Below are 18743 nucleotides of genomic sequence, written 5' to 3'. Positions count from 1 at the left end.
TAGAATCCGTCGCCGTCGGGCCGCCCCCGCTTGGGCGGCCTTTTTTAGTTTGTGCGTCGAAGAGGCGGCCATGTGGCGCGCCTCGGCCCGAGGGGAAGAAGTACCCTGCAAGGAGGGTTCCGTGATCACCGCCGTTCTGCCGACCTATGCGCGCATCGACCTCGAATTCGAGCGGGGAGAGGGCTGCTGGCTCGTCACGACGGACGGGCGACGTTTCCTCGATTTCACCGCCGGCATCGCCGTGAACGTGCTGGGCCACGCCCACCCCTACCTCGCCGAAAAGCTCTCCGAGCAGGCGCACAAGCTCTGGCACACCTCCAACCTGTTCCGCATCCCCGGCGGCGAGGCGCTGGCCGCGCGCCTGAAGGCGGTCACCTTCGCGGACACCATGTTCTTCACCAATTCCGGCGCGGAAGCGCTGGAATGCGCCATCAAGATGGCCCGCAAATACCAGTATGCGAGCGGCCACCCGGAGAAGAACCGCATCATCACCTTCGAGGGCGCCTTCCACGGGCGCACCCTCGCCACCATCGCCGCCGGCGGCAACGCCAAGTATCTGGAGGGCTTCGAGCCGGCCATGCCGGGCTTCGACCAGGTGCCGTTCGGCGACCTCGAAGCCGCCCGCGCCGCCGTGACGCCGCAGACCGCCGCCATCCTGGTGGAGCCGGTGCAGGGCGAAGGCGGGGTGCGCGTGCCCCCGCCGGCCTTCCTGAAGGGCCTGCGCGCGCTTGCCGACGAGAAGGGCATCCTCCTCGTGCTCGACGAGGTGCAGAGCGGCGTGGCGCGCACCGGCCGGCTGTTCGCCCATGAATGGGCCGGCATCACCCCAGACATCATGGCGGTGGCCAAGGGCATCGGCGGCGGCTTCCCCATGGGCGCGTGCCTCGCCACCGAAGAGGCCGCCAAGGGCATGACCCTGGGAACCCACGGCTCCACCTATGGCGGCAATCCCCTGGCCATGGCGGTGGGCAATGCGGTGCTCGACCTGGTGCTGGCCGAGGGCTTCCTCGACCATGTGAACGCCATGTCCACGCTGCTGGTCCAGCGCCTCGCCGAGATCCGCGACCGCCACCCGGCGGTCATCGCCGAGGTGCGCGGACAGGGCCTGCTGATGGGCATCAAGGCGCAGGTGCCGGCGGCGGACCTGGTGGTGGCGCTGCGCGAGGAAGGCCTTCTGGCGCCAGGCGCAAGCGACAATGTGGTGCGGCTCCTGCCGCCGCTCATCGTGAGCGCGGACGAGATCGGCATCGCGGCCGAAAAGATCGCGGCCGCCTGCCGGCGCATCGAGGAGCGCCTTCCGGCCGCTCCGGTGATGGGAGCCGCGGAATGATGGGGAACGGGGTGCGGCACTTTCTCGACCTTTCGGAGATCCCGGCCGGCGAGCTGCGCCGGGTCATCGACCTGTCCAAGGACCTCAAGGCGCGGCGCAAGGCCGGGGAGGAAAACCGGCCGCTCGCCGGCAAGACCCTGGCCATGGTGTTCGACAAGCCCTCGACGCGCACCCGCGTGTCGTTCGACCTCGCCATGCGCCAGCTGGGCGGCGAGACGATCATGCTCACGGGGCAGGAGATGCAGCTGGGGCGCGGCGAGACCATCGCCGACACCGCCCGGGTGCTCTCGCGCTTCGTGGATGCCATCATGATCCGCATCCTCGACCATGAGGACCTGCTGGAGCTGGCCGAATATGCCACCGTGCCGGTGATCAACGGCCTTACCCGCATCTCCCACCCCTGCCAGGTGATGGCGGACGTGCTCACCTTCGAGGAGCATCGCGGCCCTATCACCGGCCGCTCGGTGGCCTGGACCGGCGACGCCAACAATGTGCTCGCCTCCTGGGTGCATGCGGCGGAGCGGTTCGACTTCTCCATGAAGGTCGCCACCCCCAAGGAGCTCGGCCCGCGCCAGGCGCTGAAGGATTTCGTGAAGCGCACCAAGGCCAAGGTGAAGTTCATGCGCGACCCGGAGGACGCGGTGGAGGGCGCCGACTGCGTGCTCACCGACACCTGGGTCTCCATGGGCGACAAGGAGGCGGAGCGGCGCCACAATCTGCTCAAGCCCTACCAGGTCAATTCCGCCCTCATGGCCCGCGCCGACAAGGACGCCATCTTCATGCACTGCCTGCCCGCCCATCGCGGCGAGGAAGTGACCGACGAGGTGATGGACGGCCCGCAGTCGGTGGTGTTCGATGAGGCGGAGAACCGGCTCCATGCCCAGAAGGGCATCCTGGCCTGGTGCTTCAACGCGGCCGGAGAGTGAGGAGACGTCATGAGCGCGAGGCGGTCGGGCGCGGCGAAGGGTGAGGCGGGCGCGCGGGACGATATCGTCACCGCCTTCCAGGTGGATGCGCTCGACCTGCGCGGCCGCACCGTGCGCCTCGGCGCGACCCTGGACGCGGTGCTGGCCCACCACGACTACCCGCCCGCGGTGAAGCGCGTGGTGGGGGAAGCGGTGACGCTCGCCGTGCTGCTGGGCTCCTCGCTGAAGTTCGAGGGCCGCTTCATCCTGCAGACCCAGACCGACGGGCCGGTGGACATGGTGGTGGCGGATTTCGTCAGCCCCGACAAGATCCGCGCCTATGCCCGCTTCGACAAGGATGCGCTGGCGGAAGCGGAAACCCGCAACGCCACCTCGCCGGCGGCCCTGCTCGGGCGCGGGCACCTCGCCATGACCATCGACCAGGGTCTCTCGGCCAACCGCTACCAGGGCGTCGTCGCCCTCGACGGCTCGGGGCTGGAGGCGGCGGCGCACGAGTATTTCCAGCAGTCGGAGCAGATCCCCACCCGGGTGCGCCTCGCCGTGGGCGAGGAGTTGCGCCCCGGCGGGGCGGCCTCCTCCTGGCGGGCCGGCGGCCTGCTCGCCCAGTTCCTGCCGCAGGATGCCGCCCGCGCGCGCATGACCGACCTTGCGCCGGGGGACGCGCCCGAAGGCACCGCCGCGCACGAGATGGACGAGGACGACGCCTGGGTGGAGGCGCGTTCCCTCGTGGGCACCCTGGAGGACGTGGAGCTGATCGACCGCGAGCTGTCCAGCGAGCGGCTGCTCTACCGCCTGTTCCACGAACGCGGGGTGCGCGTGTTCGATCCGCTGGCGATGGAGGCGCACTGCTCCTGCTCGCGCGAGCGGGTGTCCGGCGTGCTCGCCGCCTTCTCGGCGGACGAGCGCCGCGACATGATCCAGGACGATGGCCGGATCACCGTCACCTGCGAATTCTGCGGCCGGGTCTATGGCTTCGCGGCCGAGGACGTGCTCGGCGGCCACACGGATTCCTGACCGCGCGGCGCGGGCGCCGCCGCATGGGTCCGCTTCACCGCTGCCAAGGCCGCGGCGGCGGCGTTCCGCCGGAACGGATGGGGGCGTGCTCCCTCTCGGAGCAAGACGGCGCCCCACCGACCGGCCCTGTCTCACTTTGAAAATTTGGCGGCGCCGAAACGCCCTTCCCCGCCAGCGGGAGAGGGGCGCGTCAGGTCGCCCGGTGGCCCCGTTCGCTTCCACGCCGGGACAGACCCCACCGATCAAATTGATTCAATTTGATCGGATCGCGCCTAGAGCACGCGCCGACCAGCTTGCATCGCAAGCTGGTCGGATCACGCGTTCTCTATCCTTAAGTGAGAGGGCGATTCACCGATCAAATTGATTCAATTTGATCGGATCGCGCCTAGAGCACGCGCCGACCAGCTTGCATCGCAAGCTGGTCGGATCACGCGTTCTCTATCCTTAAGTGAGAGGGCGATTCACCGATCAAATTGATTCAATTTGATCGGATCGCGCCTAGAGCACGCGCCGACCAGCTTGCATCGCAAGCTGGTCGGATCACGCGTTCTCTATCCTTAAGTGAGAGGGCGATTCACCGATCAAATTGATTCAATTTGATCGGATCGCGCTCTAGACTGATGCCCTGCCATTTTCCCGGGCCTGCCTGCGCCGCGCTGCGCAGAACGGGGCCCTTTTGCCGTGAAGGAGACGTGAAGGTGCCGCATGAAACGCCGCTGATCGCGACACTCGTCGGTGCCTTTGTCCTGGCCTTCGTATTCGGCGCCCTGGCCCAGCGCCTGCGCCTTTCGCCGCTGGTGGGCTACCTGCTGGCCGGCGTGATGGTGGGTCCCTTCACCCCCGGCTTCGTCGCCGACCCGCACATGGCGCTGGAGCTGGCGGAGATCGGCGTCATCCTGCTGATGTTCGGCGTGGGCCTGCACTTCTCCTTAAGCGACCTGCTTTCCGTGCGCGCCATCGCCATTCCCGGCGCCATGGCGCAGATCGCGGTGGCCACCCTCATGGGCATGGGGCTGGCGTGGGCGATGGGCTGGGGGGTCGGCGCCGGGCTGGTGTTCGGCATCGCGCTGTCGGTGGCGAGCACGGTGGTGCTGCTGCGCGCCCTGCAGGAGCGCCGCATGATCGAGAGCGAGCAGGGCCGCATCGCGGTGGGCTGGCTCATCGTGGAAGACCTCGCCATGGTGCTGGCGCTGGTGCTGCTGCCCGCCTTCTCCGGGGCGCTGGGCGGACAGGCGGTGACCACGCCCACCGCCGAATGGCTCGGCGGCGACGACGTGTGGCTCACCCTCGCCTTCACCCTCGCCAAGGTGGCCGGCTTCGTGGTGCTGATGCTGGTGGTGGGCCGGCGGGTGATCCCCGGGGTGATGCACTGGGTGGCGCATATCGGCTCGCGCGAGCTGTTCCGCCTCGCCGTGCTCGCCATCGCCCTCGGGGTCGCCTACGGCTCGGCCAAGCTGTTCGGCGTCTCCTTCGCCCTGGGCGCCTTCTTCGCCGGCATGGTGCTGAGCGAATCCCCCCTCTCCCACCGCGCGGCCGAGGAAACGCTGCCGCTGCGCGACGCCTTCGCGGTGCTGTTCTTCGTCTCGGTGGGCATGCTGGTGGACCCGTCCATCGTCATCAAGAGCCCGCTGCCGCTCCTCGCCACCGTGCTCATCGTACTCATCGGCAAGTCGCTGGCGGCGTTCCTGATCGTGCGGGCGTTCGGCTTCGGCAACCTCACGGCGCTGACCATCTCGGCATCGTTGGCGCAGATCGGCGAGTTCTCCTTCATCCTGGTGGCGCTGGGCCTGGAGCTGCGGCTGCTGCCGCAGGAGGGGCGCGACCTTATCCTGGCGGCCGCCATCCTCTCGATCCTCATCAACCCTTTCTTCTTCCTCATCCTCGACCGCTACCGCACGCGGGCCGCGGTGGCCATGGCCGCGGCGCCCGCCGGCAAGCCGGAGCCGGCGCCGCCCGCGCCCAGCCTGCCCCTCACCACGCTGAAGGCGCACACGGTTCTGGTGGGCTACGGCCGCGTGGGCCGGCTGGTGGCGGAAGGGCTGAAAGCGGCCGGATGGCCCTTCCTCGTCATCGAGGACCAGGACGACCGGGTGGAGGAGCTGCGCGGCCTGGGCATCGAGACCATCGACGCCAATGCGGCCGCCGCCCAGACCATCGAGGCCGCGAACCTTGCCGGCGCGCGGCGCCTCATCCTCGCCATTCCCGACGGGTTCGAGGCCAGCCGGCTGCTGCGCAAGGCGCGCCAGGCCAATCCCGCCATCGAGATCGTCGCCCGCGCCCATTCCGATGCGGAGGTGGAGCACCTGCGGCAGAGCGGGGCCAATTTCATCATCATGGGCGAGCGCGAGGTGGCCCGCGGCATGCTGGTGCATGTGCTGGGCCGCAACGCCGCCATCCCCGCCGCACATGCGACGCCGGTCGCAGCGGCGCCGGCAATGCCCGCGCCGTCTGCGGGCGAGGCCCCGGTTTCGCAGCCGCACGCCGAGGGGTCCGAAGCCCCTGCGGCGGCACCGGAAGCCCTTGCGGAAACCGCCGGTGCGCCGCAAAAGGAGATTGGGTAGATCCACCTAAATGCAAATAAGTTGCAATTGCAGTTAGGCCGACCTATTTTGCGAATGTCTCGCAACACGACGGCATAGCCCGATGGGAGCGCCTGCATGCGCTGCTTTATTCGTCTCCCCGGCCGCCTGTTTTCGGCGGCGGCCACCCTTGCCGGCGCCGCGGTTTTCGCCGCGCTCTTTGCGGCGCCCGCGCCGGCAGCCACGCCGCCCGCCGGGGCCAAGTTCAAGGTGGTCACCACCTTCACCGTCATCGCCGACATGGCGAAGAACGTGGCGGGTGATGCGGCATTGGTGGAATCCATCACCAAGCCCGGGGCGGAGATCCACAATTACCAGCCCACCCCCGGCGACCTGATCAAGGCCCAGGACGCCAACCTCATCTTGTGGAACGGGCTCAATCTGGAATTGTGGTTCGAGAAGTTCTTCCGCCGCCTCAAAGGGGTGCCGAGCGTGGTGGTGTCGGCCGGCGTGGAGCCCATGGGCATCACCGAGGGGCCCTATTCCGGCAAGCCCAATCCCCATGCCTGGATGTCGCCCACCGCCGCCCTCATCTATGTGGACAACATCCGCGATGCTTTGGTGAAGTATGATCCGGCCAATGCCGCGATCTACAAGGCCAATGCCGACGCCTACAAGCAGAAGATCACCGCCGCCATCGCCCCCATCCGCGACGAGCTGAAGTCCGTGCCGCCGGAAAAGCGCTGGCTCGTCACCAGCGAGGGGGCCTTTTCCTATCTGGCGCGGGATTTCGACCTGAAGCCGCTCTACCTGTGGCCCATCAATGCGGACCAGCAGGGCACCCCCCAGCAGGTACGCCGGGTGATCGACCGCATGCGGGCCGACAAGATCCCCGTCATCTTCTCCGAAAGCACCATCTCCGCCGAGCCGGCCAGGCAGGTGGCGCGGGAAACCGGGGCGCTATATGGCGGCGTGCTCTATGTGGATTCCCTGAGCGACGCCACGGGTCCCGTGCCCACCTATCTCGACCTCCTGCGCGTCACCTCCGGGACCATCGCCCGGGGCCTCGCCGAAGGCACCAAGGCGGCGGAGGCACGGGGAAAATGAACGCGCCCGTCTCCCCCGCGGCCGCCCTTGCCGGCGCCGGCATCTGCGTTTCCCATGTGACCGTGACCTACCGCAACGGCCACACCGCCCTGCGCGACGCCAGCTTCGAGATCCCCACCGGCACCATCACCGCCCTGGTGGGGGTGAACGGCTCCGGCAAGTCCACCCTGTTCAAGACCATCATGGGCTTCCTGAAGGCGGCGCGGGGCGCCGTCACCATCCTCGGCCTCACCGTGCCGCAGGCGCTGAAGCGCAATGTGGTGGCCTATGTGCCCCAGGCCGAGGAGGTGGACTGGAACTTCCCCGTGCTGGTGGAAGACGTGGTGATGATGGGCCGCTACGGCCACATGAACATGCTGCGCATTCCCGCCGCCGCCGACCAGGCGGCAGTGACGGCGGCGCTCGCGCGCGTCAACATGCTGGACTTCCGCAAGCGGCAGATCGGCGAGCTCTCCGGCGGCCAGAGGAAGCGCGTGTTCCTGGCCCGGGCGCTGGCCCAGGACGCCCGGGTGATCCTTCTGGACGAGCCCTTCACCGGCGTGGACGTGAAGACCGAGGACGCCATCATCACCCTGCTCAAGGCCCTGCGCGACGAGGGGCGGGTGATGCTGGTGTCCACCCACAACCTGGGCTCGGTGCCGGAATTCTGCGACCGCACCGTGCTGCTGAAGGGCACCGTGCTGGCCTATGGGCTGACCTCGGAGATCTTCACCCAGGCCAATCTGGAAAAGGCCTTCGGCGGCGTGCTGCGCCACTTCGTGCTGGACGAGACCCACGCCGCCACCCCCGGCATGCTCGGCGTGCTCACCGACGACGAGCGCCCCCTCGTGCTCTACAAGGACCGGCCGGCCTCCAGCGGCACGGCCGGGTCCTCCGAAGGAATCGGCTGATGGGCGCTGTGCTGCTGGAGCCCTTTTCCTACGGCTACATGGTCAACGCCATGTGGGTGTCGGCGCTGGTGGGGGCGGTGTGCGCCTTCCTCTCCGCCTTTCTCATGCTGAAGGGCTGGTCGCTCATCGGCGATGCGTTGTCCCATGCCATCGTTCCAGGAGTGGCGGGGGCCTACATGCTGGGCCTGCCCTTCTCCATCGGCGCCTTCTTCTCCGGCGCGCTGGCGGCGGGGGCCATGCTGTTTCTGCAGGAGCGCACCAAGCTGAAGGAAGATGCCGTCATCGGCCTCATCTTCACCTCCTTCTTCGGGCTCGGCCTGTTCATGGTCTCGCTCTCGCCCACCTCGGTGAACGTGCAGACCATCGTGCTCGGCAACATCCTCGCCATCTCGCCGGAGGACACGCTGCAACTGGCGCTCATCGGCTTTGTCTCGCTGGCGCTGCTGCTGGTGTTCTGGAAGGACCTGATGGTGACCTTCTTCGACGAGAGCCACGCCCGGTCCATCGGCCTCAACCCCACCTTCCTGAAGATCATGTTCTTCACCTTGCTGTCCGCCTGCACGGTGGCGGCGCTGCAGACGGTGGGGGCCTTCCTGGTCATCGCCATGGTGGTGACGCCGGGGGCCACCGCCTACCTGCTGACGGACCGCTTCCCCCGGCTCATCGCCCTTGCCGTGATGATCGGCGCGGGAACGAGCTTCGTGGGGGCCTATCTCTCCTATTTCCTCGATGGCGCCACCGGCGGCATCATCGTGGTGCTGCAGACGCTCATCTTCCTGTGCGCCTTCGTCTTCGCTCCCAAGCATGGCTTGCTGGCGGCGCGGCGGCAGGCGGCGGCGGCCTTGAGGGAAGGGGGCGCGGCATGAGCCTGCTGGCACCCTTCCAGTTCGATTTCATGGTGAGCGCCCTCGTCATCGCCGCTCTGGTGGCGGTGCCCATGGCGCTGCTCTCCTGCTTCCTGGTGCTGAAGGGCTGGTCGCTCATGGGCGATGCCGTCTCCCACGCGGTGCTGCCGGGGGTGGTGCTGGCCTATATGGCCGGCCTGCCGCTGGCCTTCGGCGCCTTCGTGGCCGGCATGATCTGCGCGCTGGGCACCGGATATCTGAAGGACAACAGCCGTATCAAGGAAGACACGGTGATGGGCGTGGTGTTCTCCGGCATGTTCGGGCTGGGCCTCGTGCTCTACACCAAGATCCAGTCGGACGTGCACCTCGACCACATCTTGTTCGGCGACATTCTGGGGGTGGGCTGGGACGACATCGCCGAGAGCGCGGCGATCTGCGGCCTCGTCACCCTCTTCATCCTCGCCAAATGGCGCGACCTGCTGCTGAATGCGTTCGATCCCGCCCAGGCGCGGGCCGTGGGGCTGCCGGTGAAGCTGCTGCACTATGCGCTGCTGATTATGCTGTCGCTGACCATCGTCGCGGCGCTCAAAGCCGTGGGCATCATCCTCGCCGTGGCCCTGCTGATCGCGCCGGGGGCCATCGCCTTCCTGGTGACGAAGCGCTTCGGCTGGATGCTGGTGACGGCGGTGGCGGTGGCGGTTGGGTGCGCGCTCGCCGGCGTCTACCTCTCCTTCTTCCTCGACAGCGCGCCTGCCCCGACCATCGTGCTGCTGATGACTGGCGTGTTCATCGCGTCGTTCGTGGGGGTGCGGATGAGTAGCCATACTATTGAAATATAACCTGAAATTATTGGCGCATGATACTAGATCATCACAAAATTTGCGAGCTAGCTAGCAGGTATCGGCCTGCCATACTTGAGCCAACCGTTTCCGCGTTTACAAGTTGGATATTTGATTTATCTCATGAATATATACCTTCATCTAAACGAGATATGTTTTTATATGAAAGGCGGCAGGGTGAGGAATTTGAGAAAGGATTGCTACAAATAGCCCGCGAACGCGCGGCGGACATTTCAGATCAATTCGCAACGCTTGAATATCGCGACCCCTTAGATGGAACTGGCGATGCATTTGCGATGTCGCGCCTTAAAATTGGCAATTCTCCCCTCCGCGGAGGCCCAGATATTGTTTATAAGCATATAGAAAGTAGAAAAATTATTATAGTCGAAAATAAATGCTCAACAGCTATTCCGCGTAAATGGCCAAATCTAAAAATCCAATTATGGTGTTACGGACAAATTGATAGATGGCTGGATGCTCCAGATGTAATTCTGATTGGACGCGTGTATAATCCAAGACATCGCGAAGCTGGAGGCAATCCAAAAGACATTGCAACTTGGTACAGAAAAGACAAGAATTTCGACTCAGAATGTTGGGAATTATTTGAGATATTTCGAAGCTGGTTATTGAAACAGGTGAAACGTCCGACCTGAAGCGATATTGAGCTAAGCCAAGCATCACCCTTGACGCCCCCTCGCCGAAAGTCGTAACCCCATCCGTGGGACACCTCCCCCCAACGGGAGGCGCCCATCTGTAAGGATGGACCACATGACGACGAATCCCGCTCCGGCCATGCGCCCGGAGAACCCCAATTTTTCCTCCGGCCCCTGCGCCAAGCGTCCCGGATGGACGCTGGAAGGGCTTTCCGACGCCCCTCTCGGCCGTTCGCACCGCGCCAAGGTGGGCAAGGTGAAGCTGAAGGAGGCCATCGACCTCACCCGTGAGGTGCTGGAAGTTCCCGCCGGCTACCGCATCGGCATCGTCCCCGCTTCCGATACCGGCGCCGTGGAAATGGTGCTGTGGTCCGTGCTCGGCGCGCGCCCGGTGGACATGCTGGCCTGGGAAAGCTTCGGCGAGGGCTGGGTGACGGATGTCGTCAAGCAGCTCAAGCTGGCCGACGCCCGCACGCTGACCGCCCCCTATGGCGCGCTGCCGGACCTGAAGAGCGTCGATTTCAGCCACGACGTGGTCTTCACCTGGAACGGCACCACCTCCGGCGTCATGGTGCCGGACGCGGACTGGATCCCGGCCGACCGCGAGGGCCTGACCATCTGCGACGCCACCTCGGCGGCGTTCGCGCAGAAGCTCGATTTCGCCAAGCTCGATGTGGTCACCTTCTCCTGGCAGAAGGTGCTCGGCGGCGAGGCGGCCCACGGCATGCTCATCCTCTCCCCCCGCGCGGTGGAGCGGCTGGAGAGCTACAAGCCGGCGTGGCCGCTGCCCAAGATCTTCCGCATGACCAAGGGCGGCAAGCTCATTGAAGGCATCTTCGAGGGCGAGACCATCAACACCCCGTCCATGCTGTGCGTGGAAGACTATCTCGATGCGCTGAAGTGGGCGAAGAACATCGGCGGTCTTCCCGCCTTGCAGGAGCGCTCCAACCGCAATTTCGAGACCATCGCCCAATGGGTGCATCGGACGGCGTGGGTGGACTTCCTGGCCAGCGATCCGGTGACGCGCTCCAACACCTCCGTGTGCCTGAAGGTGGTGGACCCGGACGTGACCACCCTTCCCGCCGACGCCCAGGCGGCCTTCGCCAAGGCCATCGCCTCCGGCCTGGAGAAGGGCGGCATCGCCTATGACATCGGTGCGTATCGCGACGCCCCTCCCGGCCTGCGCATCTGGTGCGGCGCCACCGTGGAGCGCGCCGACGTGGAAGCCCTGACCCACTGGTTGGACTGGGCCTTCACCGAAGCCAAGGCGGCGCTGCCCCAAGCTGCGTAAAGTTGCCCGCGTGAGGTCTGGCCGCGTGAGCGCCTGAGCCGCCGGCTCCCTCTCCCGCCTGCGGGGGAGGGGTGGGGAGGGGGCCTTCGCCCTCCCCGGAAGAACCCGCGGCTCCCGGCCCCAACCGCCGTCCCCCTCCCTGCCCTCCCCCGCAAGCGGCGGGAGAGGGTTCACGCCGGTGAAGCCGCGATGGAGCGCGCATGCCCGGCCCATCCCATTCGCGAAACGGAGCCCGCCATGGCACCCCGCGTCCTCATCTCCGACAAGCTCTCGCCCGCTGCCGTCCAGATCTTCAAGGATCGCGGCATCGAGGTGGATTTCCAGCCCGACCTCGGCAAGGACAAGGACAAGCTCGCCGAGATCATCGGCACTTATGACGGCCTCGCCATCCGCTCGGCCACCAAGGTCACCCCGAAGATCCTGGAAAAGGCCACCCGCCTGAAGGTCATCGGCCGCGCCGGCATCGGCGTGGACAATGTGGACCTGCCCGCCGCCACCGCCCGCGGCGTGATCGTGATGAACACGCCGTTCGGTAATTCCATCACCACCGCCGAGCATGCCATCGCCTTGATGTTCGCCCTCGCCCGGGAGATCCCTGCGGCGGATGCCTCCACCCAGGCCGGCAAGTGGGAGAAGAACCGCTTCATGGGCGTGGAGCTGACGGCAAAGACCCTCGGCATCATCGGCTGCGGCAACATCGGCTCCATCGTCGCCGAGCGCGGCCTGGGGCTGAAGATGAAGGTGATCGCCTTCGATCCCTTCCTCTCGGTGGAACGGGCCCTCGACCTCGGGGTGGAGAAGGTGGAGCTGGACGAGCTTCTCGCCCGCGCCGATTTCATCACCCTGCATACCCCGCTCACCGACAAGACCCGCAACATCCTCTCGGCGCAGAACATCGCCCGCACGAAGAAGGGCGTGCGCATCATCAATTGCGCCCGCGGCGGCCTTTTGGACGAGGCGGCGCTCGCCGCAGCCCTCGATTCCGGCCATGTGGCCGGCGCCGCCCTCGACGTGTTCCTGGAGGAGCCGGCCGAAGCCAGCCCGCTGTTCGGCCGCGCCAACGTGGTGTGCACCCCGCATCTGGGCGCCGCCACCACCGAGGCACAGGAGAATGTGGCCCTGCAGGTGGCCGAGCAGATGAGCGATTATCTCAACACCGGCGCCATCTCCAATGCGGTGAACTTCCCCTCCATCACCGCCGAGGAAGCGCCGAAGCTGAAGCCCTTCATCGAGCTGGCGGAAAAGCTCGGCTCGTTCGCCGGCCAGCTGACCGACACGGACATTAAGACCTGCCGCATCGTCTATGAGGGCGCGGTGGCCGAGCTGAAGGTGAAGGCGCTGACCTGCGCCGCCGTGGCCGGCCTGCTGCGCCCGGTGCTGGCCGACGTGAACGTGGTGTCGGCCCCCTCCGTCGCCAAGGAACGCGGCGTGGTGATCGAGGAGACCACCCGCGCCGCCACCGGCGACTATGAGAGCCTCATCACCGTCACCGTCGTCACCGACGCCTACGAGCGCTCCATCTCCGGCACGGTGTTCGCCGATGGCCGGCCACGCATCGTCGCCATCAAGGGCATCAAGGTGGACGCGGAATTCGCACCCTCCATGATCTATGTCACCAACAAGGACAAGCCGGGCTTCATCGGCCGCTTCGCCGGACTGCTGGGCGATGCGGGGGTGAACATCGCCACCTTCGCCCTGGGGCGCGACCATGCGGGCGGCGACGCCATCGCCCTGGTGGCCGTGGATGGCGCCGTGCCCGCCGGCGTGCTCGGCAAGGTGCAGGAACTGGAACAGGTGAAGGCGGCAAAAGCCCTCGCCTTCTGAAGGCACGCCGGGGGCGGGGCCGACGCGGCCCCGCTTTCACCCGCGCCGGCGGGCCGCCGCCCGGGCCGAGAGGGTGGCCAGCGCGATGCCGGCGATGACGAGGGCATAGCCGGCGAAATGGTACCAGGCGATATGCTCGCCAAGGAACAAGATGGCCAGCGCCGTGCCGAACACCGGCATCAGGTGCAGGAAGGGCGCGGCGGCGTTGGCGCCCACCAGCTCCACCGCCCGGTTGAAGAAGAGATAGGCCACCAGCGACGGCCCGATCATCACATAGGCCAGCACCGAAAGTGTCACCCGGTCGAAGTGCAGCACCCGGCCCAGGGCCAGTTCCACCAAGGCGAAGGGCACCAGCAGCACCGCCCCCAGCGCCATGATGACGGCAAGGAAGGACAGCGGCCCCAGCGGCGGGCGCTTGCGCAGGATCGCCGCGTAGAAGGCATAGATCACCAGCGCCACGATGATGATCACGTCGCCCACATTGGGCTTGAGGTGCAGCAGCGTGTCGAGGTCGCCCCGGCTGATGATCACCACCACCCCGGCCAACGAGGTCGTCACCCCCGCCAGCTGGCCCATGCTCAACCTGTCGCGGAACAGCACGAAGCTCCACACCGCCACCAGCAGGGGCGCCGTGGACTGCACCAGAAGGCCGTTCACCGCCTCGGTATATTGCAGCCCGTAATAGCTCATGGCGTTGTAGGAGGCGATGCCGGTGGCCGCCAGCAGCACCAGCAGCCAGAAGTGGCGGCGGATGATGGGCAGGTCGCGCACAATCTGCTTCAGCGCGAACGGCAGCAGAATGAGGGTCGCCCCCACCCAGCGCACCAGCGCCAGGCTCACCGGCGGCACATGGCCGGCGATGTAGCGCCCGATGACGATGTTGATGGCCCACAACAGCGCCGTGAGCGTGAGCAGGAGATAGGGCGCATCGAGGAAGGACAGGTAGGCGGGGCGAGACGGGGCAGCCGACATGATTCCTCCCGCCGCGCGCCCGTCGGCGGCGCCCGGCTCGTTCTGGAGACGGCGGCGGCCGGACGGCCTGCCGATCCGACCGGAAAGGAGGTCCCGCCTGCGATCCGCAGGCGCCCCCTCGGGCCGGTCCAGCGTGAGCGCAGCCGGCTCAGGTCAGGGTGCCGCGCAATCCGGGCCGCCGCACGCCCCGCGGCGCCGCAGATACGGGCGATCACGCCTGTAGCGGGTTCGGGCGCAGGTGGGAAATCGAATTTCGTCGTCCATCCATCACGCCCGGTGATGGATCGGGGCGCGATCACCGCCCCACAAGGTCCCGCAGGGGGCCGAGCACCGGGCCAAACAGGGCGTCGATGGTGCCGTCGTCGATGAGCCTGTAGCTCGTGGGATTGTCCGGGCACAGGCCGCCGCCGCATTCGATCACCGTGGAGCCGCCGTTGGCGAGGGCCAGCAGCAGGGCCAGAACGATGGTGACGGCGCCGAACGGCAGCAGCCCCCGGCGCCGCACCGGCGCCGTCCCCGGCGGCTCGAACTGCCGGTCGAACAACAGCAGCACGGCGGTGCCGGCGATGCAGACGATGAACAAGATCAGCGCCCAGGCATAGAAATGCAGGCCGAAGAAGGCATCGCCATAGGCCCCCTCGCCGGGAATGATGTGCAGCAGCGTCTGGCGCATGGAGACCGCGCCGCCGGCCAGGGCCGAGAGCAGCATCACCCCATAATGGGACGGCCGCGGCCCGAACTTCACATTGAGGGCGAGGCCCGCCGCCACCCCGAGGAAGCCCGCCCGCTGCAGGATGCAGAGCGGGCAGGGAAGATCATTGAAGGCGATCTGGTCCACGAAGGCCGCCACCAGCACCGCCCCCACCGCCAGAAGGCCAAGGGCGTTGAGGAGGCGGAAGCGTTCGGCCGCCGGCATGGGGGTGCTCATGGGTTTCCTGCCTCGCCTTTTGACGTGTTGAACCGGCCCGGCGCTCGATCGAATCAGAGAACGATGTGGAGCGGATCGCTCGCATGCATGCGGAACAGGGCCAGCATGGCGGCCATGGACACCGCCCACAGGATGAGCGCGATCACCCGCTCGCCCGTCAGCGTGGCGAGAAGGGCAAGGAAGACCCCGAAGAACGGCAGGGACATCATGGCGGCGCCTCCCTCCCGGGCCTTTGCGCGGCACGCCCGCCGGCACGCCGCGCGCCGGTGGAAACCCGCCCGCGCCGGCGCCGGCTCACCTGGCGCAAGCGTAGCCGAAGGGGGGCCGGGCGTCATCCTTGCGCTGCGGCAAAGGCACCCCGGCCGCCGCGGTCAGAGGGCGGCGAAGAGGGCGTGATTGCCGGACGGGTCCGCGGCGGCGATGGCCCCGTCGGCACGGCGGGCGAACGGCACGCCCGCCGCCGACAGCCGTTCGCCGAGGCCGTCAAGCGCCGCCGCCGGCACATGCAGGGTGAAATGGCGCAGCCCGGCCGTGCCGGCGGGCGGGGCGGCCGCGCCGGCCGACTGCCAGATGTTCAGCCCCAGATGGTGATGGTAGCCGCCGGCGCTGACGAACAGGGCGCCGGGATAGCGCGCCATGATGGCGAGCCCCACCGTATCCACCCAGAAGCGCCGCGCCGCATCGAGGTCCGACACCTTCAGGTGCACATGGCCCATGTCGGTGGCGGCTGGGGCAGGACCGGCATCGGCGGGGGCCTCCCGGGCGAGGGCGGCAAGGTCCAGGGGCAGGGTGGCCATGGCGATGGAGCCGTCGGCATTGCGCGGCCATTCGGCTGGCGGCCGGTCGCGGTAGATCTCGACGCCGTTGCCGTCCGGGTCGTCCACATAGAGCGCCTCGCTGACCAGATGGTCGGAGGCCCCGGGGCGCAAGCCGCGGCCGGCCAGCGCCCGCAGGCGGGTGCCGAGGCTGGCGCGGTCCGGCACGCGGATGGCCATGTGGAACAGGCCCGGCGCGCGGCGCGGCGAGGGCGCGGCATCGCCCTGGCGGACGATCTCCACCAGGGCGCGGCCGCCGGCACCAAGGACGGTCGTGTCGCCGGAAGCCATGAGGTCGAGCCCGAGGGCGTCGCGATAGAAGGGGATGAGGCGGTCGGGGTTCGCGCTGGCGAGGGTCACGGCGCCGGGCGCGAGGCGGGGCAGCGCCGCGGCAGGCCCGGCGGGGGAAGCCGGCGCATCTGCCCGCGGCAAGCCGAAGGGGGAGACGGTCATGGAGGTCACTCGGGCGATCACCGGACGGGATCTTCGCCCTCGCACCGCCCGGCAGGGATCGCTCGGGCACCGGGGCGCTGACCCCAATATGAGCGCCGGCCTCCGCCTTTGCCATTGCACGAATGCAAACGGGCGCGGGCGTGCCCTTCGGCCGTCCCGCGTCCATGGCGCGGCCGGAGGGCGTTGACCGCCCTCCGGCCGGGGACTCACGCCGCCTTCTGGCTCTCCCGGTCCACGATGGCGACGATGTCGGCCATGATGCGGTTCAGCTCGAAATTCTTCGGCGTATAGACCGCGGCGACGCCGAAGCCCTTCAGCTGCACCTCGTCTTCCGGCGGGATGATGCCGCCCACCACCACGGGAATGTCGGAAAGCCCCTCGGCCCGCAGCCGCTCCATCACGTCGCGCACCAGCGGCACGTGGGAGCCGGAGAGGATGGACAGGCCGATGACGTGCACGCTCTCTTCCAGGGCGGCATTGACGATCTCGGCGGGGGTCAGGCGGATGCCCTCATAGACCACCTCCATGCCGCAGTCGCGGGCGCGCACGGCGATCTGCTCGGCGCCGTTGGAATGGCCGTCGAGGCCCGGCTTGCCCACCAGGAACTTGATGCGCCGGCCGATCTTCTCGGACACCGCATCCACATTCCTGCGCACTTCGTCGAGGCCCTGGGTGTCCACCCGGGCGGCGCGGCCGACGCCGGTGGGGGCGCGGTATTCGCCGAACACCTCGCGCAGGCAGGTGCCCCATTCGCCGGTGGTGATGCCCGCCTTGGCGCAGACGATGGAGGGCTCCATGATGTTGCGGCCTTCCTGCGCCGCGCTTTTCAGCGCCGCCAGCGCCGCCTCCACCGCCTTGGGGTCACGCGCCGCGCGCCAGGCCTGGAGCCGGGCGATCTGCTCCGCCTCCACCCCTTCCGGCACGGTGAGGATGGCGCCCTCCCCCGTGGTCAGCGGCGAGGGCTCGGTCTCGGTCCAGCGGTTGACGCCCACCACCACCTGCTCGCCGCGCTCGATGGCCTCCAGCCGGCGGGTGTTGGATTCCACCAGCTGCTGCTTCATGTAGGAATTCTCGATGGCCGCCACCGCGCCGCCCATGGCGTCGATCCGGGCCAGCTCGGCGCGGGCCTGCTCCTTCAGTTCCTCCACCTTCTTGGCGATCTCGGTGGAGCCGTCGAAGATGTCGCCATATTCGAGCAGGTCGGTCTCATAGGCCACCACCTGCTGCATGCGCAGGGACCATTGCTGGTCGAACGAACGCGGCAGGCCGAGCGCCTCGTTCCACGCCGGCAGCTGCACGGCGCGGGCACGGGCCTTCTTGGAGAGGGTGACGGCCAGCATCTCAAGCAGGATGCGGTAGACGTTGTTCTCCGGCTGCTGCTCGGTGAGGCCCAGCGAGTTCACCTGCACGCCGTAGCGGAACAGCTTCTGCTTGGCGTCGGTGATGCCGTAGCGGTTGACGCAGATCTCGTCCCACAGGTCCACGAACGCGCGCATCTTGCACATCTCGGTGATGAACCGCATGCCCGCATTCACGAAGAAGGAGATGCGCCCCACCACCTCGCCGAACACCGGGCCTTCCGCCTCGCCCGACTTCTTCACCGTGTCGAGGATGGCGATGGCGTTGGCGAGCGCGAAGGCCAGTTCCTGCACCGGCGTCGCCCCGGCCTCCTGCAGGTGGTAGGAGCACACGTTCATGGGGTTCCACCGGGGCAGGTGCTCGGTGGTGTAGATGATGGTGTCCTTGGTGAGCCGCATGGAGGGCGCGGGCGGGAACACATAGGTGCCGCGCGAGAGATATTCCTTGATGATGTCGTTCTGCGTCGTGCCCTGCAGCCTGGACCGGTCCGCGCCCTGCTCGTCGGCGGCGGCGATGTAGAGCGCCAGCAGCCATGCCGCGCAGGCGTTGATGGTCATGGACGTGTTCATCTCGGCCAGCGGGATGCCGTCGAACAGGGTGCGCATGTCGCCGAGGTGGGAGATGGGAACGCCCACCTTGCCCACTTCGCCGCGGGCGAGGGGGTGGTCCGAATCGTAGCCGGTCTGGGTCGGCAGGTCGAAGGCGACGGAGAGGCCGGTCTGGCCCTTGGCGAGGTTGGAGCGATAGAGCTTGTTGGATTCCGTGGCCGTCGAGTGCCCCGCATAGGTGCGGAAAAGCCAGGGTTTGTCGCGGACCACCATTTCCTCATCCCCATCAGTCGATTTTGGGTGTTTGGCGTGATTGTGCGTCGCAATGTGCGCCCAGTCGATGGGAAATTTTTCTCGGGCGACGCCGGCTTGTTTTCGTGGCAGCGGCCCCGTTTGGGGCCTGCCGGCCGGCGCCGCCGGCGCCATCCAT

At 67.6% G+C, this 18743-nt stretch carries 16 protein-coding genes; 11 read left to right on the top strand and 5 right to left on the bottom strand.

Annotated features, from left to right (window positions below; translation table 11 throughout):
* The first annotated feature begins 121 nt into the window (after positions 1 to 121).
* From ACI7BZ_RS07700 to serA, 11 genes are all read left to right on the top strand, one after another.
* Positions 122 to 1330 (top strand): aspartate aminotransferase family protein, encoded by a 1209-nt coding sequence (locus tag ACI7BZ_RS07700; protein WP_414116568.1) that lies wholly within the window; start codon positions 122 to 124, stop codon positions 1328 to 1330.
* Positions 1330 to 2256, top strand: coding sequence for an ornithine carbamoyltransferase (gene argF / locus ACI7BZ_RS07695; RefSeq protein ID WP_414119113.1), 927 nt, complete (start codon positions 1330 to 1332; stop codon positions 2254 to 2256). The genes ACI7BZ_RS07700 and argF overlap by 1 nt, the downstream gene beginning before the upstream one ends.
* A gap of 9 nt (positions 2257 to 2265) precedes the next feature.
* Positions 2266 to 3270, top strand: coding sequence for an Hsp33 family molecular chaperone (locus tag ACI7BZ_RS07690; RefSeq protein ID WP_414116567.1), 1005 nt, complete (start codon positions 2266 to 2268; stop codon positions 3268 to 3270).
* Between the two features lie 698 nt (positions 3271 to 3968).
* A complete protein-coding gene (gene ybaL / locus ACI7BZ_RS07685) occupies positions 3969 to 5831 on the top strand; it encodes a YbaL family putative K(+) efflux transporter (protein ID WP_414116566.1) in 1863 nt (620 codons plus the stop codon).
* A 96-nt stretch (positions 5832 to 5927) separates the two neighbouring features.
* Positions 5928 to 6896 (top strand): metal ABC transporter substrate-binding protein, encoded by a 969-nt coding sequence (locus ACI7BZ_RS07680; RefSeq protein ID WP_414116565.1) that lies wholly within the window; start codon positions 5928 to 5930, stop codon positions 6894 to 6896.
* Positions 6893 to 7786, top strand: a complete 894-nt coding sequence (locus ACI7BZ_RS07675; protein ID WP_414116564.1) for a manganese/iron ABC transporter ATP-binding protein — start codon at positions 6893 to 6895, stop codon at positions 7784 to 7786. The genes ACI7BZ_RS07680 and ACI7BZ_RS07675 overlap by 4 nt, the downstream gene beginning before the upstream one ends.
* A complete protein-coding gene (locus ACI7BZ_RS07670) occupies positions 7786 to 8652 on the top strand; it encodes a metal ABC transporter permease (protein WP_414116563.1) in 867 nt (288 codons plus the stop codon). Before ACI7BZ_RS07675 ends, ACI7BZ_RS07670 begins: the two co-directional genes overlap by 1 nt.
* Positions 8649 to 9470, top strand: a complete 822-nt coding sequence (locus tag ACI7BZ_RS07665) for a metal ABC transporter permease (protein ID WP_414116562.1) — start codon at positions 8649 to 8651, stop codon at positions 9468 to 9470. The genes ACI7BZ_RS07670 and ACI7BZ_RS07665 overlap by 4 nt, the downstream gene beginning before the upstream one ends.
* 17 nt (positions 9471 to 9487) lie before the next feature.
* Positions 9488 to 10123 (top strand): hypothetical protein, encoded by a 636-nt coding sequence (locus ACI7BZ_RS07660; protein ID WP_414116561.1) that lies wholly within the window; start codon positions 9488 to 9490, stop codon positions 10121 to 10123.
* A gap of 115 nt (positions 10124 to 10238) precedes the next feature.
* Positions 10239 to 11414: a phosphoserine transaminase gene (locus ACI7BZ_RS07655; RefSeq protein WP_414116560.1), complete on the top strand. Its 1176-nt coding sequence runs from the start codon at positions 10239 to 10241 to the stop codon at positions 11412 to 11414.
* 237 nt (positions 11415 to 11651) lie between these two features.
* Entirely contained in the window at positions 11652 to 13238 is a 1587-nt protein-coding gene (gene serA / locus ACI7BZ_RS07650) for a phosphoglycerate dehydrogenase (RefSeq protein WP_414116559.1), read from the top strand.
* 36 nt (positions 13239 to 13274) lie between these two features.
* On the opposite strand, the gene ACI7BZ_RS07645 is transcribed toward serA, so the two are convergent.
* The 5 genes from ACI7BZ_RS07645 to ACI7BZ_RS07625 form a co-directional block, all read right to left on the bottom strand.
* Entirely contained in the window at positions 13275 to 14210 is a 936-nt protein-coding gene (locus ACI7BZ_RS07645; RefSeq protein WP_414116558.1) for a DMT family transporter, read from the bottom strand.
* Positions 14211 to 14505: 295 nt separating this feature from the next.
* A complete protein-coding gene (locus ACI7BZ_RS07640) occupies positions 14506 to 15138 on the bottom strand; it encodes a disulfide bond formation protein B (RefSeq protein ID WP_414116557.1) in 633 nt (210 codons plus the stop codon).
* Positions 15139 to 15191: 53 nt separating this feature from the next.
* Positions 15192 to 15347, bottom strand: a complete 156-nt coding sequence (locus ACI7BZ_RS07635; RefSeq protein WP_414116556.1) for a DUF5993 family protein — start codon at positions 15345 to 15347, stop codon at positions 15192 to 15194.
* A 162-nt stretch (positions 15348 to 15509) separates the two neighbouring features.
* Positions 15510 to 16406, bottom strand: coding sequence for a VOC family protein (locus ACI7BZ_RS07630; RefSeq protein WP_414116555.1), 897 nt, complete (start codon positions 16404 to 16406; stop codon positions 15510 to 15512).
* Between the two features lie 206 nt (positions 16407 to 16612).
* Positions 16613 to 18640: a methylmalonyl-CoA mutase family protein gene (locus tag ACI7BZ_RS07625; protein WP_414119112.1), complete on the bottom strand. Its 2028-nt coding sequence runs from the start codon at positions 18638 to 18640 to the stop codon at positions 16613 to 16615.
* Positions 18641 to 18743 lie beyond the last annotated feature (103 nt).

Source organism: Xanthobacter sp. AM11, from assembly GCF_047444035.1.
In the GTDB taxonomy this organism is placed as follows: Bacteria; Pseudomonadota; Alphaproteobacteria; order Rhizobiales; family Xanthobacteraceae; genus Xanthobacter.
Note: the sequence above shows the minus strand (reverse complement) of the source record. Positions and strands in the feature narration are given on the sequence as shown.

What these genes read in the sequence shown, in the direction of transcription:
- ACI7BZ_RS07630 (WP_414116555.1), bottom strand. Translation starts at nt 16,406, where the DNA reads ATGACCGTCTCCCCCTTCGGCTTGCCGCGGGCAGATGCGCCGGCTTCC.
- ACI7BZ_RS07660 (WP_414116561.1), top strand. Translation starts at nt 9,488, where the DNA reads ATGATACTAGATCATCACAAAATTTGCGAGCTAGCTAGCAGGTATCGG.
- serA (WP_414116559.1), top strand. Translation starts at nt 11,652, where the DNA reads ATGGCACCCCGCGTCCTCATCTCCGACAAGCTCTCGCCCGCTGCCGTC.
- ACI7BZ_RS07665 (WP_414116562.1), top strand. Translation starts at nt 8,649, where the DNA reads ATGAGCCTGCTGGCACCCTTCCAGTTCGATTTCATGGTGAGCGCCCTC.
- ACI7BZ_RS07675 (WP_414116564.1), top strand. Translation starts at nt 6,893, where the DNA reads ATGAACGCGCCCGTCTCCCCCGCGGCCGCCCTTGCCGGCGCCGGCATC.
- ACI7BZ_RS07690 (WP_414116567.1), top strand. Translation starts at nt 2,266, where the DNA reads ATGAGCGCGAGGCGGTCGGGCGCGGCGAAGGGTGAGGCGGGCGCGCGG.
- ACI7BZ_RS07645 (WP_414116558.1), bottom strand. Translation starts at nt 14,210, where the DNA reads ATGTCGGCTGCCCCGTCTCGCCCCGCCTACCTGTCCTTCCTCGATGCG.
- ACI7BZ_RS07680 (WP_414116565.1), top strand. Translation starts at nt 5,928, where the DNA reads ATGCGCTGCTTTATTCGTCTCCCCGGCCGCCTGTTTTCGGCGGCGGCC.
- ACI7BZ_RS07635 (WP_414116556.1), bottom strand. Translation starts at nt 15,347, where the DNA reads ATGATGTCCCTGCCGTTCTTCGGGGTCTTCCTTGCCCTTCTCGCCACG.
- ACI7BZ_RS07640 (WP_414116557.1), bottom strand. Translation starts at nt 15,138, where the DNA reads ATGAGCACCCCCATGCCGGCGGCCGAACGCTTCCGCCTCCTCAACGCC.
- ACI7BZ_RS07670 (WP_414116563.1), top strand. Translation starts at nt 7,786, where the DNA reads ATGGGCGCTGTGCTGCTGGAGCCCTTTTCCTACGGCTACATGGTCAAC.
- ACI7BZ_RS07655 (WP_414116560.1), top strand. Translation starts at nt 10,239, where the DNA reads ATGACGACGAATCCCGCTCCGGCCATGCGCCCGGAGAACCCCAATTTT.
- argF (WP_414119113.1), top strand. Translation starts at nt 1,330, where the DNA reads ATGGGGAACGGGGTGCGGCACTTTCTCGACCTTTCGGAGATCCCGGCC.